Origin of the sequence: Primorskyibacter flagellatus, from assembly GCF_014638275.1 — a bacterium.
Classification (GTDB): domain Bacteria; phylum Pseudomonadota; class Alphaproteobacteria; order Rhodobacterales; family Rhodobacteraceae; genus Pseudooceanicola; species Pseudooceanicola flagellatus_A.
Genome location: NZ_BMFJ01000002.1, coordinates 616,227 through 633,015 on the forward strand (window position 1 = coordinate 616,227; position 16,789 = coordinate 633,015).

A 16,789-nucleotide genomic window follows, 5' to 3' on the forward strand; every position below is an offset into this window, starting at 1 on the left:
GCAGGGTCCGCGCCAACCCCCTGCGGGGGGCGCACGAATGGAAACTTGTGGCTCACGCGTCCAGCGCGCGGCAGTCCTCGGCCAGCCAGCCGATCTCGATCTGTTCGCCCTTCTGCAGACGCCGCTGGTCCGGCGCGTTCCGGGTCTTGATGACGAAGTCGTCCACCCCGGCGACCCGCAGGCGGGTGCGGAAGATGTCGCCCATGTAGATGAATTCCAGCACCTCGGCCTTCAGCGTATGTGCATCGGGAGACAGGCGTTCCTTGTTCATCTCGACCCGCTCGGGCCGGATCGACACGAGGGTCTTGTCACCGACCGCGGACACGTTCACCGGCTTGGCGTCGATCACCGACCCGTCGGCAAGCTGCACGGTGCAGGTGTCGCCGCTGATCTCCTTGACCGTGCCCTCGAGCGTGTTGTTCTCACCGATGAACTGCGCGACGAAGCTGTTCTGCGGGCTCTCGTACAGCTCGTCCGGCGGGGCGAGCTGCTGGATCCGCCCGTCGTCGAACACTGCGACGCGGTCGGACATGGTCAGCGCCTCGGTCTGGTCGTGGGTGACGTAGACCGTCGTGATGCCGAGGTTGTGCGCGATCGAGGTAATCTCGAACTGCATGTGTTCGCGCAGCTGCTTGTCGAGCGCGCCGAGCGGTTCGTCCATCAGCACCAGCTCCGGTTCGAACACCAGCGCGCGGGCCAGCGCGATGCGCTGCTGCTGGCCGCCCGAAAGCTGCGCCGGACGGCGCCCTCCGAAGGCCCCCATCTGCACCATGTCGAGCGCGCGCTTCACCTTCGCCTCGCGGTCCGACTTGCCCATCCGCCGCACTTCCAGCGGGAAGGACAGGTTCTCGGCCACCGTCATGTGCGGGAACAGCGCGTAGTTCTGGAACACCATCCCGATACCCCGCTTGTGCGGCGGGATGTTGTTGATCGGCTTGCCCGCCAGCTTGATTTCGCCATGGGTCGCGGTTTCGAACCCGGCCAGCATCATCAGGCAGGTGGTTTTCCCGGACCCCGAGGGACCGAGCATTGTCAGGAATTCGCCCTTCGGCAGGGACAGGTTCAGGTCTTTGACGACGAGAGTCTCGCCATCATAGCTTTTCTGGACGCGTTCGAACTCCACGAACGCATCGCCGTTGGTCATGTCAGCCACGAAGGGCTCCCCGTTGTATTGCCGCGGCTTTTGCCGCTGTTCTGTCTTCAGTAAACCCCACGCAAGCACGGGGTTGCAACCGGAAGGCGGCAGATTCTTGATCAGTTGCGACCATTTTCCGCGCCGATGGCTGTCCAAATAGGCCGCGGAGAACGGATTTCACGTTTTAAGTGTGAAAGGTTAACGAAACGTAAGCGCATCGTGCGGAGCCTTCATGCCGCCTTCGACCCGAGTCGCGACGCCCCGTTGCCGGGCCAGTTGTACACGATCTGGGCATCCGCACGCCCCGTCCCGGCAAAAAATTACATGTTTCCGAAAAACGACTGGTCGGGTTCGCTTTTGGACCGGCAGAGTTGTGCACAACTTGCCATGCAGGACCAGAGACCCCAGGACCGGACGGACCCGCCATGATTCACAAATCCCTGCCCTTCACAGCCGCCGAATACGACCGCCGCCTGGCCAAGACCCGCGCCGCCATGGAGGCGAAGGGGATCGAGGTGCTCTGCGTGACCGACCCGTCCAACATGGCCTGGCTGACCGGCTATGACGGGTGGAGCTTTTACGTCCATCAGGGGGTTGTCGTGTTCCTTGACCGCGACCCGTGGTGGTGGGGCCGCAGCCAGGACCGCAACGGGGCGGTCAGAACGGTCTGGATGGAGGACAGCCGCTGCTATGGCTATGCAGACCATTTCGTCCAGTCCACCGAACGCCACCCGATGCAGGACCTTGCCGCGCAGCTGCGCGCCATGGGGGTTGCGACCGCGCGGATCGGGGTGGAGATGGAGAACTACTATTATTCCGCCAAGGCCCACGCCGTCCTGCGCCACGAACTGCCCGACGCCTATTTCCACGACGCCACCGCGCTGGTGAACTGGTGCCGGACCGTCAAGTCGGGCGAGGAACTGGCCTTCATGCGCAAGGCCGCGCGGATCAGCGAGAAGATCGTCGACGGCTGGCTTGAGAGGGTCGAGCCGGGCGTGCCGAAGAACGTCGTCGTGGCCGAGATCATGCGCGACGCGATCCTCGGCGTGGACGATGCCTGGGGCGACTATGCCGCGATCGTGCCGCTGCTGCCCTCGGGCACCGACGCCGCCGCGCCGCACCTGACCTGGGACGGTCGGGCGTTTCAGGAGAACGAGGCGACGTTCTTTGAAATATCGGGCTGTTATCGCCGCTATCACGTCCCCTTCTGCCGCACCGTCTTCCTTGGCGAACCGCCCGACCTGTTTAAACACGCCGAGGCCGCGCTGGTCGAAGGGCTGGAAGCGGGGCTTGAGATGGCCCGCCCCGGCAACCGCGCCTGCGACGTGGCGAATGCTCTGGCCGCCCCGCTCGAGGCCGCCGGGATCACCCGCGGCGCGCGCTGCGGCTATCCGATCGGGCTGAGCTATCCGCCGGACTGGGGCGAGCGGACGATTTCCCTGCGGGCCGAGGATGAGACGGTGCTGGAACCCGACATGACCTTCCACTTCATGCCCGGCCTCTGGATGTCGAACTGGGGGCTCGAGATCACCGAGTCGATCCGGATCACCGAAAACGGCCCCGCCGAATGCTTCTGCAACCGCCCGCGCGAGATGTTCATCAAGAAATGACCGACCTGACTGCCACCAAAGACCTGCTGGGAGAGCTGATCGCCCTGCCGACCGTCTCCGCCGACAGCAATCTCGAGATGATCGCGCTGCTGGCCAACCGTCTCTCCGACCTGGGGGCGGAGGTGGAGGTGCAGGCGGACGAGACCGGGACCAAGGCCAACCTGCTCGCCCGGATCGGGCCGGAGGAGCCGGGGGGCATCATGCTGTCGGGTCATTCCGACGTGGTGCCGGTTGAAGATCAGGATTGGACCTCGGACCCCTTCGTGATGCGCGAGGACGGGGGCAGGCTGTTCGGGCGTGGCACCTGCGACATGAAGGGTTTCATCGCGGCCTGTGTCGCCATGGCGCCGCGTTTCGCCGCCACCCCGCTGCGCCGCCCCGTCACCTTTGCCTTCACCCATGACGAGGAGGTCGGCTGCCTTGGCGCACGCAACCTGTCCGACATCCTGAAGGACCACGCCACCCGCCCCGCGCTGGCGATCATCGGCGAACCGACGGAGATGCGGATCATCGAAGGCCACAAGGGCTGCTGCGAATACACCACGCGCTTCACCGGGCTAGAGGGACATGGCAGCCGCCCCGAACTGGGGGTCAACGCGGTGGAATATGCGGTGCGCTATGTCTCGCGCCTGCTGGAACTGCGCGACCACCTGCGACACCGCGCCCCGCCGGGGTCGGCCTTTGAACCGCCGTGGAGCACGATCAACATCGGCCGCCTGACCGGCGGGCATGTGCACAACGTCATCCCCGGCGTCGCCGAGGTGGACTGGGAAATGCGGCCCGTTCAGGACAGCGACCGCGACTTCGTGAAGGGCGAGATCGAGGCGTATATCGCACGCGACCTGCTGCCCGCCATGCGGCGCGTCCACCCCGGTGCGGATGTGGTGACGCAGGTGATCGGAGAGGTCGCGGGGCTGGAGCCGATGGACGACAACGCCGCCCGCGACCTCGTCGCCCGGCTGACCGGCGCCAACGGCACAGATCTGGTGAGCTTTGGTACAGAAGCGGGGCTGTTCCAGCAGATCGGCATGTCCGCCGTGATCTGCGGCCCAGGCTCCATCGCGCAGGCGCATCGCCCGGACGAGTTCATAGAGCTGGACCAGCTGTCCCAGTGCCTGAAGATGCTGCACGGTCTTGCCGACCAGATCGCCGCCTGAATGTACGATACGCTGCGCGACCGGATCTGCCTGCTCGACTACCCGCCCGGCACACGGCTGTCAGAGGTGGAGCTGGCCGCCGAATTCGGAACCTCCCGCACCCCGCTTCGCCGCGTGCTGGCGCGGCTGGAGGACGAGGGGCTGCTGACCTCCCGCCACGGCGTCGGCACCATCGTCACCGACCTCGACATGGAGGAGATGGCGCGCACCTACGCCCTGCGCGAGGAACTGGCCGACCTTGTCGGACGGCTCGACCCGGTTCCGCCGGGGGCGAAGGATCTGGCGGATCTCGACACGTTCCTGTCGCGGGGAGAGGCGCTGCGCAGAGCGCCGGAGGCAAGGACCTTTGCCCGGCTGAACATGGACTTCTTCGCGTTCGGCCTTCGGTTCACCGCGAACGCCCCCCTGCGCGACGTGTCCGAGCGGCTGTATTACCGCACCGCCCGCATCTGGCTGCACCGGGTGCCGGAGCTGGACCTGTCCGAGGAAATCGCGATCTTCCTGTCCGAAATGACCGAATCCGCCCGCGCCCTGCGCGCCGGCGACACCCGCGCGGCGGCGCTGATCCGGCGGGCGCATATCTCCATGTGCCGGCAGAGGCTGCTGACCGGGGACGGGGGGCTTTGCCCCCCGGCGCTGCGCGCCTCCCCCCAGGATACTTAGCGCAAGGCGAAAGATCAGGCGGCGCGGTCGGTCAGACGGGCCCAGCCATATTCGGCTGCCAGCCAGGCGCGGCGCAGCGGGCCGAGGGGGAAGCGCGGGGGTTCGCGGCGGAAGGCCTCCGGCAGGGGCGCGCGGAGCGGCTTGCCCTGCGAGAGATCGGCGAGCAGCATGCCCAGGTAGCTGCCCATGGCCACACCGTTGCCATGGTAGCCGAAGGCGGCGAAGGCGCCGGGGATCGTCGGAATGGGCCCGCAGTAGGGGGTGAGAGACGCGGTCAGGCAGACAAACCCCGACCAGTGCGACGGCGTCCCCACATGGGCCCAGTGCGGGAAAGCGCGGGCGAAGTCGTGTTTCATCCGGGTCAGCGCGCGGGTATCGTTCCCCACCGAGGCGATCAGCCCGCCGCGCTGGCCGAAGACCATCACGTTGTCCGGCGTCAGGTGAAAGTAGTGCAGCAGGCGGCGGTCCTCGTAAGCCATCTGGTGCGTGGTCCAGCCCTGCGCCGCCAGTTCTTCCGGGGTCAGGGGCCGGGTGGCGAGCACGGAGCTTTGCGCCGGAAGGGTGCGGCCGCGAATCCATGCGGGGATGTCTTCGGCGGTATAGCCGTTGGTGGCGAGGATCAGGCGGTCGGCCTCGACCACCGCGTCGGGGGTGGTGACGCGGATGCGGGTGCTGTGGTCGATCCGCAGGGCGGGAGAGAGGCCGTGGACCTTTGCGCCCGCCGAAACAGCGGCCCTGAGCAGACCAATCGCGTATTTCCGGGGATGCAGCGAAAAGCCGAGCGGCACCGACAGCGCGCCGTGCCAGTGCCCCGCCATGCCATGCGCGGCCATATCGGCGCCGTTGATGACAGTCGGTTCGGTGTCGTAGTCGCGACCCATCTCCTCGGCCATCGCGGGCAGGTGCCGGGCCATGGCAAGGGAATGGGCGACGATGGATTCGCCGTGGTCCTGCCGGTCGGCGTCGATCTCCAGCCGGCTCAGCAACGCGGAGACATGGTCGATGGCGGCCCGTTCGGCGCGACGGACCTCTTTCGCGCCGCCCCTGCGGTCAAGCTCCGCATCCGTTGCGCGGGTGCCGCCGAGACAGCAGAAGCCGCCATTCCGCCCCGAGGCACCGAAGGCCGGAAACTGGGCGTCCAGCAGGGTGACGTCCACCCCGTCCTCGGCAAGGTGCAGCGCGGCGTTCAGCCCGGTGAAGCCCGCGCCGACGATGACGGTATCGGTGCGGATCGTGCCCTTGGCCGACGGGCATTCCAGAGCTGAGTCCGGCACAGCACCGGCCCAGTGGCACGCGGCGATCGGGTCGCGCGTGTAGGCGTAGTCGGCGTAGATGTGCTTCATGATCGTTCGGCGGTCTGCTCTTCCTTCAGCCGCTGCACGGCCGCCCGTTTTGACATGAGCGAGGCGGTGATGACGCCGACCGTGACGATGCCGATCATGATGGTCGACAGCGCGTTGATCTCGGGCGAGACGCCAAGCCGCACGGCGGAGAAGATCTTCATCGGCAGGGTGGTGGAGGACGGCCCGGCGGTGAAGGATGCGATCACCAGATCGTCGAGCGACAGGGTGAAGGCCAGCAGCCAGCCCGAGATCACGGCAGGCGCGATGATCGGCAGGGTGACAAGGCGGAAGGTCTGGAACGGGGTTGCGCCGAGGTCGAGCGCGGCCTCTTCCAGCGACTGGTCGAAGGCGACGAGGCGGGAGGAAACCACGACCGACACGTAGCACATGGCGAAGGTCGTATGCGCCAGCACGATGGTCAGGATGCCCCGGTCGATGTTCACCCCGATGAACAGCAGCAGCAGCGACAGGCCGAGGATCACGTCGGGCATGACCAGCGGCGCGTAGATCATGCCGGAGAAGAGCGTGCGCCCCGGGAAGCGGTGGATGCGCACCAGCACATAGGCCGCGCAGGTGCCGAGCACCGTGGCGAGAGTGGAGGTCATGACCGCCACCTTCAGCGTCACCAGCGCGGCGTCGAGGAAGGCCTCGTTCCTCATCAGTTCGCCGTACCACTTGGTTGAGAAGCCCGCCCAGACCGTCACCAGCTTGGACGCGTTGAAGGAGTAGATCACCAGAATGATCATCGGCAGGTAGAGGAAGGCGAAGCCAAGCGTGAGCGAGACCACGTTGAAGGCGGAGAAACGTCTCATCCCTCGGCCTCCCGCTGCTTCTGCTCGTTCCGCTGGAACAGCACGATCGGGATCACGAGGATCAGCAGCAGCACCACGGCGACGGCGGAGGCCACCGGCCAGTCGCGGTTGGAGAAGAACTCCTCGTACAGCACCTTGCCGATCATCAGGGTTTGCGATCCGCCGAGAAGCGAGGGGATCACGAATTCGCCCATGGCCGGGATGAAGACGAGGAAGCAGCCCGCGATCACCCCCTGTTTCGACAGTGGCAGCGTCACCAGCCAGAAGGCGGAGGTGCGCGAGCAGCCGAGATCCTCGGCCGCTTCGAGCAGGGATCCGTCAAGTTTTTCCAGCGCGGCGTAGACCGGCAGGATCATGAAGGGCAGGTAGGTGTAGGTGATGCCGATATAGACCGCGATGTCGGTGTTCAGGATGATGAGCGGTTCGCTGATGATCCCGAGGCTCAGCAGCAGGCTGTTCAGCAGCCCGCCCTGCGACAGGATACCCATCCAGGAATAGACCCGGATCAGGAACGAGGTCCAGAACGGCAGGATCACCAGCATCATCAGCGTCGGGCGCCATTCCTCGGGCGCGCGGGCCATGCCGTAGGCGATCGGGAAGCCGACCAGCAGCGTCAATAGGGTGGAGATGACCGCGATCTTGACGGAGGAGAGATAGGCCTTCCAGTAGAGGCTGTCCGTGGTGAGGAAGACGAAGTTCTCGAAATCCAGTTCGCGGAAGAAGTCCTTTATCCCCTGCCAGCCAAGCGACCAGTCCCATTGCGGGAAATAGGGCGGACGGGCCAGCGCCGTGTCCGAGAGCGAGATCTTGATGACGATCACGAAGGGGATCAGGAACAGGACCAGCAGCCAGACATAGGGAATGGCGATGAGGATGGCGCGGCGCATGTCAGGCTTCGCCCCTCATTTGTCCAGCACCACGCCCGCCGTTTCCGACCAGCTGACCCAGACGTCGTCTTCCCAGGTGAATTCCCGTCGCGAGATCCGCCGCGTGTTCGCCTGCTGCGCCTTCACCACATGGCCCGTCGGCAGCTGCACGTGATAGGTGGAGAGGTTGCCGAGATAGGCGATGTCCAGCACCTTGCCCTGCAGCACGTTCGCCCCCTGTGGGCGTTCGGCCGAAATCGCCACCTTCTCGGGCCGGATCGCGATGTAGCAGGTCTGGCCCATATCGAAGTTCTTGTCGGTCTGGGCAAACAGCGCCGGCTGTCCTTCCGCCCAGTCGATCTGCAGCTTGTCGCCGGCCTGATGCGCGCGGCCTTCGATGATGTTCACGTCGCCGATGAAATCCGCGACATAGACGGAATTCGGGGCTTCGTAGATCCGGTCGGGGGTGGCGACCTGCATCAGTTCGCCCTCGTCCATCACGGCGACGCGGGAGGCGACGGTCATCGCCTCTTCCTGATCGTGGGTGACGATGACGAAGGTGGTGCCGGTCTTCTCCTGGATGTCCATCAGTTCGAACTGCGTCTCTTCCCGCAGTTTCTTGTCGAGCGCGCCGAGCGGTTCATCCAGAAGCAGCAGCTTCGGCGCCTTGGCGAGCGACCGCGCCAGCGCCACCCGCTGACGCTGGCCGCCGGAAATCTGGTGCGGCTTGCGGCGGGCGAATTTCTCAAGCCGCGTGAGCTTGAGCATCTCGTGCACCCGGGTCTCGATCGTCGCCTTGTCCTTGCCCTCGCGCTTCAGGCCGAAGGCGATGTTTTCCCAGACCGACAGGTGCGGGAACAGCGCGTAGCTCTGGAACATCATGTTGACTGCGCGCTGGTTCGGCGGCACCGGGCCGATGTCCTGACCCGACAGCAGGATCGTGCCCTCCGTCGGGGTCTCGAACCCCGCGAGCATCCGCATCAGCGTGGTCTTGCCGCAGCCCGAGGGGCCGAGCAGGGCAAAGAATTCCCGCGTGTAGATGTCGAGGTTGATATTGTCGATGGCGGTAAAATCGCCGAACCGCTTGGTGACGTTCCGGAACTGGATCAACGGCTTTTCAGCCGGATCGTCCCAGGGGGCAAAGACTTTCTGAGGCATGCGAACTCGGGCAATGAAGGAGGCCCGCGCGGGGTGTCGCGCGGGCCGGTATCAGATCAGGTGCCGGACTTGATCTTGGTCCAGAGCCGTGTGAGCGAGCGTTGCTCTCCGCCTTCGAACGGCGTCACGGTGTAGAGGTTCTCGAGCGTGGCCTCGTCCGGATAGATCGCGGTGTCGCCGATCACGTCCTCGTTCAGGAACTCCTGCGACGCCTTGTTGCCGTTGGCGTAGTAGACGTAGTTCGACGCCGCCGCCATGTTCTCGGGGTCCATGATGAAGTTCAGGAACTTGTGCGCCGCGTCCGGGTTCGGGGCGTCGACGGGGATCGCCATCTGGTCGAACCACATCAGCGCGCCTTCCTTCGGCACCTCGTAGGTCACCTCGACCCCGTTGGCGGCCTCGGCGGCGCGGTCGCGGGCCTGGAGGATGTCACCCGACCAGCCGAGAGCCAGGCAGATGTCGCCATTCGCCAGCGCGTTGATCAGTTCGGACGAATGGAACTTCTGGATGTAGGGACGGATGGCCATGATGACCTCTTCCGCCTTGGCCAGCGCCGCGTCGGAATGATCGTCCGGGCCGCCTTCCCAGCCGGCGTAGGTCAGCGCGGCGGGGATCACCTCCGTCGGCGCGTCCAGCAGGTGGATGCCGCAGGCGGACAGCTTCTGGGCCTTCTCGGGATCGAAGATCAGGGAGAGCGAGTTCAGCTCCGCATCCTCGCCGAGGATCTCCTTCACCTTGCCGACGTTCGCGCCGATCCCGGTGGTGCCCCACATGTAGTTGATCGAATACTCGCCCGCGGGATCGTAGACGTCGGTCCGCTTCTGGATCACGTCCCAGAGGTTGCCCGCGTTCGGCAGCTTGGACATGTCGAGCTTCTGGAACGACCCGGCGATGATCTGGCGCTGCAGGAAGGTGCCGGTCGGCACCACCACGTCATAGCCGGACCCGCCGGCGAGCATCTTGGTTTCCAGCAGTTCGTTGGAGTCGAAGACGTCGTAGATCAGGTCGATCCCGGTCTCTTCTTCGAACTTGGCGAGCAGTTCCTCGTCGATGTAGTCGGACCAGTTGTAGACATGGACCTCCTCGGCGACGGCGGCCGAACCGAGTGCCATCACGGCGGTCATGGAAATGAGTGTCTTCTTCATGAGTGTCTCCCGATGGACAACTTTCAGTTAGCGTCCTTGGCCTTTGATCCAAGCAACAAATTCGCCGCGTTGCAATATGGCGTTTTCCGCGGCGCGGGCGTAGCGTCGCCACAAATCCGCGAAACGGGAGAATTTCATGCAGCAGATCACCAACCACCTGCCCACGGCCGAGCTTCAGGCGCTGGACGCGGCCCATCACATGCACCCGTTTTCCACTCAGTCGGATCTGGCGAAGGTCGGGGCGCGGGTCATTACCTCGGCCTCCGGCGTGCGTCTGAAGGACAGCGAAGGGCAGGAGATTCTCGACGCGATGGCGGGGCTGTGGTGCGTGAACATCGGCTACGGGCGCGAAGAGCTCGCCCAGGTCGCCGCCCGCCAGATCCGCGAATTGCCCTATTACAACACCTTCTTTCAGACCACCCACGTGCCCGCCATCGCCCTGTCGGCCAAGCTGGCCGAACTGGCGCCGGGCGACCTGAACCACGTCTTCTATGCCGGGTCCGGGTCCGAGGCGAACGACACCAACCTCCGCATGGTGCGCACCTACTGGGAACAGATGGGCAAGCCCGAGAAGTCCATCGTGATCTCGCGCTGGAACGCCTACCACGGGTCTTCGGTCGGGTCCGGATCGCTTGGCGGGATGAAGGGCATCCATTCCCAGGGCGGCCTGCCGATTCCCGGCATCGAACATATCGACCAGCCGCACTGGTGGGCCGAGGGCGGGGATCTCTCGCCCGAGGAATTCGGCCTCGAACGCGCCCGCCAGCTTGAAGCCAAGATCGACGAACTGGGCGAGGACCGCGTCGCCGCCTTCATCGCCGAACCCGTGCAGGGCGCGGGCGGGGTCATCATCGCGCCGGATACCTACTGGCCCGAGGTCATGCGCATCTGCCGCGAACGCGACATCCTGTTCATCGCGGACGAGGTGATCTGCGGCTTCGGACGCACCGGCAACTGGTTCGGATCGCAGACGCTGAACCTGACGCCGGACATCATGACCGTGGCCAAGGGCCTGTCGTCGGGCTACGTGCCGATCGGCGGATCCATAGTGTCGGACAAGGTGGCCGAGGTGATCGGCGCGACCGAATTCAACCACGGCTACACCTATTCCGGCCACCCGGTCGCCTGCGCCGTGGCGCTGGAGAACCTCCGCATCCTCGAAGAGGAGAAGATCGTCGAGAAGGTGCGCGAGGACACCGGCCCCTACCTGCAGGAAAAATTCGCCACGCTCGCCGATCATCCGATGGTCGGCGAAGCGAAGATGATCGGCATGATGGGATCCATCGCCCTGACGCCCGACAAATCCGCCCGCGCCCCCTTCGCGGCAGATGCGGGCACGGTCGGTTACATGACGCGGGAACGCTGCTTCGCGAACAACCTCATCATGCGCCACGTCTACGACCGGATGATCGTGTCGCCGCCGCTGGTGATCTCGAAACCCGACATCGACCTGCTGATCGAACGCGCCTGGCAGTCGCTGGACGAGGGCATGAAGGCGGTGAAGGACGCCGGTCTCTGGGTGGCGGGTTAACCCGCCTGCCAACCCGCAATACTGCACCCGACGTCAGGGTGCCGCCTGCTGCGGTCCGGGGCGGCCCCGCGCCCGCGCAACGCCGCCCCCGCGATTGACCTCACCCGCCCGGACCGCCATCGTCGCCCGGACCAGGACAGGACCCCCCATGCAACCGCTCCGCGGCATCTTCTTCAAGCTGATCGCGGTGATGTGCTTCATCACCATGACCTCGCTCATCAAGGCGGTGTCTGGCGAGGTACCGCCCGGCGAAGCGGTGTTTTTCCGTTCTTTCTGCGCGCTGCCGATCATCCTCGCCTGGCTGGCGGTGCGCGGCGATCTCCGCACCGGGCTCAGGGTCGAGAACCCGATGGATCACGTCTGGCGCGGCTTCATCGGGACCATGGCCATGGGCTCCATGTTCGCCGGGCTCGCCTTCCTGCCGCTGCCCGAGGTCACGGCGCTTGGATACGCGATGCCGCTGCTGGTGGTGGTCTTCGCCGCCATGTTCCTGAACGAACGCGTCGGCGTCTTCCGCATCGGCGCGGTGGCGCTTGGCCTGATCGGGGTGCTGATCGTGCTTGCCCCCCGCGTCACCTCGCTTGGCGGCGATACGGTCAGGACGATGGAGGCCGTCGGCGCGCTCATCGTCATCCTCGGCGCGGTCTGCGGGGCGCTCGCGCAGATCTTCATCCGCAAGATGGTGCAGACGGAGCAGGTCTCGGCCATCGTCTTCTGGTTCTCCTGCACCTCCACCGGCATGGCGCTGCTGACCCTGCCTTTCGGATGGGTCCTGCCCACCCCCGCGCAGGCTGCGATGCTGGTCTGCGCCGGGCTGATCGGCGGGGTCGGGCAGATTTTCCTGACCTCCAGCTACCGCTTTGCCGATGCGAGCCTCGTGGCGCCGTTCGACTATGCCTCCATGCTCTTCGCGATCCTGATCGGCTATTTCATCTTCGAAGAGGTGCCGACCCTGCAGATGCTGCTTGGCGCGACGCTGATCGTCTTTGCCGGGCTCATCATCATCCTGCGCGAACGCCAGCTTGGCATCCAGCGCGACAAGGCCCGGCAGGCGAAACTGCCGCACGGATGAAGGGGGGCGCTGCCCCCCGCCCTTCGGGCACCCCCCGGGATATTTCCGGCAAGATGAAGCCGGGATGGATCAGAACAGCCCGTTGGAGCGGAAACTGAAGCTGTCGCCCTTCCCGATCACGAGGTGGTCGTGCACGGTGACGCCCATGACCTCCGCCGCCTCGACGATCTGGCGGGTCATCGTGATGTCGGACTCCGACGGGGTCGGGTCGCCCGAGGGATGATTATGCACGAGGATGATGGCGGAAGCGTTCAGTTCCAGTGCCCGCTTCACCACTTCGCGCGGGTAGACGGGGACGTGATCGACCGTTCCCTGCGCCTGCGGTTCGTCCGCGACCAGCAGGTTCTTCCGGTCGAGGAACAGGATGCGGAACTGCTCCGTATCCCGGTGCGCCATCGCGGTCTGGCAATAGTCCAGCAGCGCCTGCCAGGAGCTGAGCACCGGCTTGTTGATGACCCGGTTCCGCAGCATTCGCTGCGCCGCGGCCTCTATCAGCTTGAGTTCGGTCACGAGGGAGAGGCCGACGCCATCGACCCTGAGCAGATCGGCCCGTGACGCGGTGATGACGCCATTGAAGGACCCGAAGGTGTCCAGCAGCTTGCGCCCCAGGGGTTTCATGTCGCGCCGGGCATTGGCGCGGAACAGGACCATTTCCAGCAGTTCGTAATCCGGCATCGCATCCGCCCCGCCGGACAGGAACCGCTCCCGCAGGCGGGCACGGTGATCGCCGATGTAGGACGGAACCTTCGTCGCCGCCGCGACAGGCGCCCCGTTGAACAGCGGAAGTGGGGATTCGGAGAGCTGGGACGGACGCGGCATGCGCCGAGTTTGGCCGTGGAGAGGTTAAGGTCGGGTTAAGGCGCGACTGTCGTGCGACGATGCGCGTCAATGGAATGTCTCGGCCGGTGCGATTCTCATCCTCAGATTTGATCCGAGGATCTCGCAGTCGAAGGCTGCGTGGTCGGGGAGATCCTCCGGTCAAGCCGGAGGATGACGGGGGGCGGAGAGGACGGTGACGGTTCACCAATTCCGGGGCTCCGCCCGTGATCCGACCGGACCTTCCACCGGAAGGTCCGCCGGCCCCAGGGGCCGGTTCATCAGATCACCCCTTCATCGAATCCCAGAAGTTGCGGACGGACTTCAGGAAATCCTTGTTCTCGGGGCTGTTGTTCTCGCTCAGCGCCTCGAACTCCCGCAGAAGCTCCTTCTGGCGTGCGGTCAGGTTCACTGGGGTTTCCACCGCAAGCTCGATCATCATGTCGCCCGCCGGACCGCCGCGCAGCGCCGGCATGCCCTTGCCACGCAGGCGCATCTGGCGACCAGATTGCGAACCCTCTGGGATCTTCACGCGCGAACGACCGCCGTCGATCGTTGGCACCTCGATATCCCCGCCCATGGCGGCCGTCGTCATCGACACCGGGACGCGGCAGTAAAGGTTGGAGGCGTCACGCTCGAAGATCTTGTGCGGCTCTACCTCGATAAAGATGTAGAGATCGCCCGCCGGACCCCCGCGCATCCCGGCCTCGCCCTCGCCACCAAGGCGGATACGGGTGCCGGTTTCGACCCCCGCCGGGATGTTGACCGACAGCGACTTGTCCCGTTCGACCCGGCCCTGACCACCGCAGGCCTTGCAGGGATTCTTGATGATCTGACCAGCGCCCGAACAGGTCGGACAGGTGCGTTCGACGGTGAAGAAGCCCTGCTGTGCCCGGACCTTGCCCATGCCGGAACAGGTCGGGCAGGTCACGGGTTCGGACCCGCCCTCGGCGCCGGAGCCGTTGCATTCGCCGCACATCACGGAGGTCGGAACCTGGATGGTCTTCTGCAGCCCCTCGTAGGCCTCTTCCAGGGTCACGCGCAGGTTGTAGCGCAGGTCGGACCCGCGGGTCGCCCGCCGCCGTCCGCCGCCACCACCGCGCTGGCCCATGAAATCGCCGAACAGGTCATCGAACACGTCCGAGAAGGCCGAGGCGAAATCGCCCTGCTGGCCGCCGGGACGTGGCCCGCCACCGCCCATGCCGCCGTCGAAGGCCGCATGGCCGAACCGGTCATAGGCCGCCTTGCGGTCGGCGTCCTTGAGCACGTCGTAGGCTTCGTTCACTTCCTTGAACTGCTCCTCCGCATTCGGATTGTCCGAATTCCGGTCGGGGTGCAGTTCCTTGGCCTTCTGACGATAGGCCTTCTTGATCTCTTCCGGGCTGGCGCCCTTCTTCAGCCCCAGCAGGTCGTAATAGTCACGCTTTGCCATGTTTGGGTGGTCTCCCCTGGGAACGGGTAGGGCCGGCCCTGTCGCGGACCGGCCCCAGAGGTTCCCTTACGCGCGATCAGGCACGCTTGTTGTCATCCAGGTCCTCGAAGTCGGCGTCGACGATGTCGTCATCGTCGGAACCGGGGCCGTCGGAGGCCATCGGTTCATCGGCCTCGTCCTGCTGCGCCTTGTAGATCGCCTCGCCCAGCTTCATGGCCGCTTCGGTCACGTTCTGGATGCCGGACTTGATCTTGTCAGCATTGTCGTTCTCGAGTTCGTCCTTGAGAGCGGCAACGGCCAGTTCGATCGCCTCTACGGTCGAGGGATCGACCTTGTCGCCATGCTCCTCGATCGACTTCTCGGTCGAGTGGATGAGGCTTTCGGCCTGGTTGCGGGCCTCCACCAGTTCGCGACGCGCCTTGTCGGCGTCCGCGTTCTCCTCGGCTTCCTTGACCATCTTCTCGATGTCGTCGTCGGACAGACCGCCGGAAGCCTGGATCGTGATCTTCTGCTCCTTGTTCGTGCCCTTGTCCTTGGCGGACACGGAGACGATGCCGTTGGCGTCGATGTCGAAGGTCACCTCGATCTGAGGCATGCCGCGCGGGGCCGGCGGGATGTCTTCGAGGTTGAACTGGCCGAGCATCTTGTTGTCGGCCGCCATCTCGCGTTCACCCTGGAAGACCCGGATGGTCACGGCATTCTGGTTGTCCTCGGCGGTCGAGAAGACCTGGGATTTCTTGGTCGGGATCGTCGTGTTGCGGTCGATCAACCGGGTGAACACGCCACCAAGCGTTTCGATGCCAAGCGACAGCGGCGTCACGTCCAGCAGCACCACGTCCTTCACGTCGCCCTGCAGAACACCGGCCTGGATCGCCGCGCCAAGCGCCACCACTTCGTCCGGGTTCACGCCCTTGTGCGGCTCTTTCCCGAAGAACTTCGTCACCTCTTCGATGACCTTCGGCATGCGGGTCATACCGCCGACCAGAACCACCTCGTCGATATCGGACGTCGTCAGCCCGGCGTCTTTCAGCGCGGCCTGGCACGGCTTCATCGACGACTTGATCAGGTCGCCGACCAGCGATTCCAGCTTGGCACGGGTCAGCTTCATGACCATGTGCAGCGGCTGACCGTTGGAACCCATGGAGATGAACGGCTGGTTGATCTCCGTCGACTGGCTCGACGACAGTTCGATCTTCGCCTTCTCCGCCGCCTCTTTCAGGCGCTGGAGGGCCATCTTGTCCTTGGTCAGGTCGACCTGGTGCTCTTTCTTGAACTCGTCGGCGAGGTAGTTGACGATCCGCATGTCGAAGTCCTCACCGCCGAGGAACGTGTCCCCGTTGGTCGATTTCACTTCGAACAGGCCGTCGTCGATTTCCAGGATCGTGACGTCGAAGGTACCGCCGCCGAGGTCATAGACCGCGATCGTCTGGCTGTCCTTCTTGTCGAGCCCGTAGGCCAGCGCGGCGGCGGTCGGTTCGTTGATGATCCGCAGCACTTCGAGACCGGCGATCTTGCCGGCGTCCTTGGTGGCCTGACGCTGAGCGTCGTTGAAATACGCCGGGACGGTGATGACCGCCTGCGTGACGTCTTCGCCAAGATAGCTCTCGGCGGTTTCCTTCATCTTGCCGAGAATGAAGGCGGAAATCTGCGAGGGCGAGTATTTCTCGTCCTTGGCTTCCACCCATGCATCGCCGTTGCCGCCGTCGATGACGTTGAACGGCAGGTTCTTCTTGTCCTTGGCGAGGTCGGCGTCGTCGAAGCGGCGGCCGATCAGGCGCTTGACGCCGAAGATGGTATTGGAGGCGTTGGTGACCGCCTGGCGTTTGGCGGACTGGCCGACGAGGCGTTCCTCGTCGGTGAAGGCCACGATCGACGGGGTCGTACGCGCGCCTTCGGAGTTTTCGATGACCTTGGGCTGCGACCCGTCCATGATGGCGACGCAGGAGTTCGTGGTGCCGAGGTCGATCCCGATGACTTTGGACATGTGTTCATCCCTTTCACTTAAGGCGATAGTTCCGGTAACGGACCCGAGTACGGCATCCGCCACCG

Annotated in this window: 14 protein-coding genes; 5 read left to right on the plus strand and 9 right to left on the minus strand. The window is 65.0% G+C overall.

Annotated elements, in window-relative coordinates:
• Positions 1 to 52: 52 nt before the first annotated feature.
• A complete protein-coding gene (locus tag IEV87_RS17340) occupies positions 53 to 1,153 on the minus strand; it encodes an ABC transporter ATP-binding protein (protein WP_188479070.1) in 1,101 nt (366 codons plus the stop codon).
• A gap of 407 nt (positions 1,154 to 1,560) precedes the next feature.
• Here IEV87_RS17340 and IEV87_RS17345 point away from each other — a divergent pair, with 407 nt between their 5' ends.
• From IEV87_RS17345 to IEV87_RS17355, 3 genes are read left to right on the plus strand one after another with little or no spacing between them, the layout of a single operon-like run.
• Positions 1,561 to 2,745, plus strand: coding sequence for a M24 family metallopeptidase (locus IEV87_RS17345; RefSeq protein ID WP_188479071.1), 1,185 nt, complete (start codon positions 1,561 to 1,563; stop codon positions 2,743 to 2,745).
• Positions 2,742 to 3,902, plus strand: a complete 1,161-nt coding sequence (gene argE / locus IEV87_RS17350) for an acetylornithine deacetylase (protein WP_188479072.1) — start codon at positions 2,742 to 2,744, stop codon at positions 3,900 to 3,902. Before IEV87_RS17345 ends, argE begins: the two co-directional genes overlap by 4 nt.
• Positions 3,903 to 4,565 carry a GntR family transcriptional regulator gene (locus IEV87_RS17355; protein WP_188479073.1) on the plus strand — a complete coding sequence of 221 codons (663 nt, stop codon included), beginning with the start codon at positions 3,903 to 3,905 and terminating at the stop codon, positions 4,563 to 4,565. It begins immediately after the preceding gene.
• Positions 4,566 to 4,579: 14 nt separating this feature from the next.
• On the opposite strand, the gene IEV87_RS17360 is transcribed toward IEV87_RS17355, so the two are convergent.
• Genes IEV87_RS17360 through IEV87_RS17380 form a run of 5 tightly spaced genes read right to left on the minus strand, consistent with a single transcriptional unit; the run spans position 4,580 to position 9,889 of the window.
• Entirely contained in the window at positions 4,580 to 5,908 is a 1,329-nt protein-coding gene (locus IEV87_RS17360) for an NAD(P)/FAD-dependent oxidoreductase (RefSeq protein ID WP_188479074.1), read from the minus strand.
• Positions 5,905 to 6,720 carry an ABC transporter permease gene (locus tag IEV87_RS17365; protein ID WP_188479075.1) on the minus strand — a complete coding sequence of 272 codons (816 nt, stop codon included), beginning with the start codon at positions 6,718 to 6,720 and terminating at the stop codon, positions 5,905 to 5,907. The genes IEV87_RS17360 and IEV87_RS17365 overlap by 4 nt, the downstream gene beginning before the upstream one ends.
• Positions 6,717 to 7,607, minus strand: coding sequence for an ABC transporter permease subunit (locus IEV87_RS17370; RefSeq protein ID WP_188479076.1), 891 nt, complete (start codon positions 7,605 to 7,607; stop codon positions 6,717 to 6,719). The genes IEV87_RS17365 and IEV87_RS17370 overlap by 4 nt, the downstream gene beginning before the upstream one ends.
• A gap of 15 nt (positions 7,608 to 7,622) precedes the next feature.
• Positions 7,623 to 8,744, minus strand: coding sequence for an ABC transporter ATP-binding protein (locus IEV87_RS17375; protein ID WP_188479077.1), 1,122 nt, complete (start codon positions 8,742 to 8,744; stop codon positions 7,623 to 7,625).
• 56 nt (positions 8,745 to 8,800) lie between these two features.
• Entirely contained in the window at positions 8,801 to 9,889 is a 1,089-nt protein-coding gene (locus IEV87_RS17380) for a polyamine ABC transporter substrate-binding protein (protein ID WP_188479078.1), read from the minus strand.
• A 136-nt stretch (positions 9,890 to 10,025) separates the two neighbouring features.
• Between IEV87_RS17380 and IEV87_RS17385 the strand changes: the two genes are divergently transcribed.
• Entirely contained in the window at positions 10,026 to 11,420 is a 1,395-nt protein-coding gene (locus IEV87_RS17385) for an aspartate aminotransferase family protein (protein ID WP_188479079.1), read from the plus strand.
• 148 nt (positions 11,421 to 11,568) lie between these two features.
• Positions 11,569 to 12,492, plus strand: a complete 924-nt coding sequence (locus IEV87_RS17390; protein WP_188479080.1) for a DMT family transporter — start codon at positions 11,569 to 11,571, stop codon at positions 12,490 to 12,492.
• Between the two features lie 69 nt (positions 12,493 to 12,561).
• Here IEV87_RS17390 and radC read toward each other — a convergent pair whose 3' ends face one another.
• The 3 genes from radC to dnaK all read right to left on the minus strand — a co-directional run bounded on the left by radC (position 12,562) and on the right by dnaK (position 16,724).
• Positions 12,562 to 13,311: a RadC family protein gene (gene radC, locus IEV87_RS17395; protein ID WP_188479081.1), complete on the minus strand. Its 750-nt coding sequence runs from the start codon at positions 13,309 to 13,311 to the stop codon at positions 12,562 to 12,564.
• A gap of 283 nt (positions 13,312 to 13,594) precedes the next feature.
• Positions 13,595 to 14,740 (minus strand): molecular chaperone DnaJ, encoded by a 1,146-nt coding sequence (gene dnaJ / locus IEV87_RS17400; RefSeq protein WP_188479082.1) that lies wholly within the window; start codon positions 14,738 to 14,740, stop codon positions 13,595 to 13,597.
• 76 nt (positions 14,741 to 14,816) lie between these two features.
• A complete protein-coding gene (dnaK, locus tag IEV87_RS17405) occupies positions 14,817 to 16,724 on the minus strand; it encodes a molecular chaperone DnaK (RefSeq protein ID WP_188479083.1) in 1,908 nt (635 codons plus the stop codon).
• Between the last annotated feature and the right edge of the window lie 65 nt (positions 16,725 to 16,789).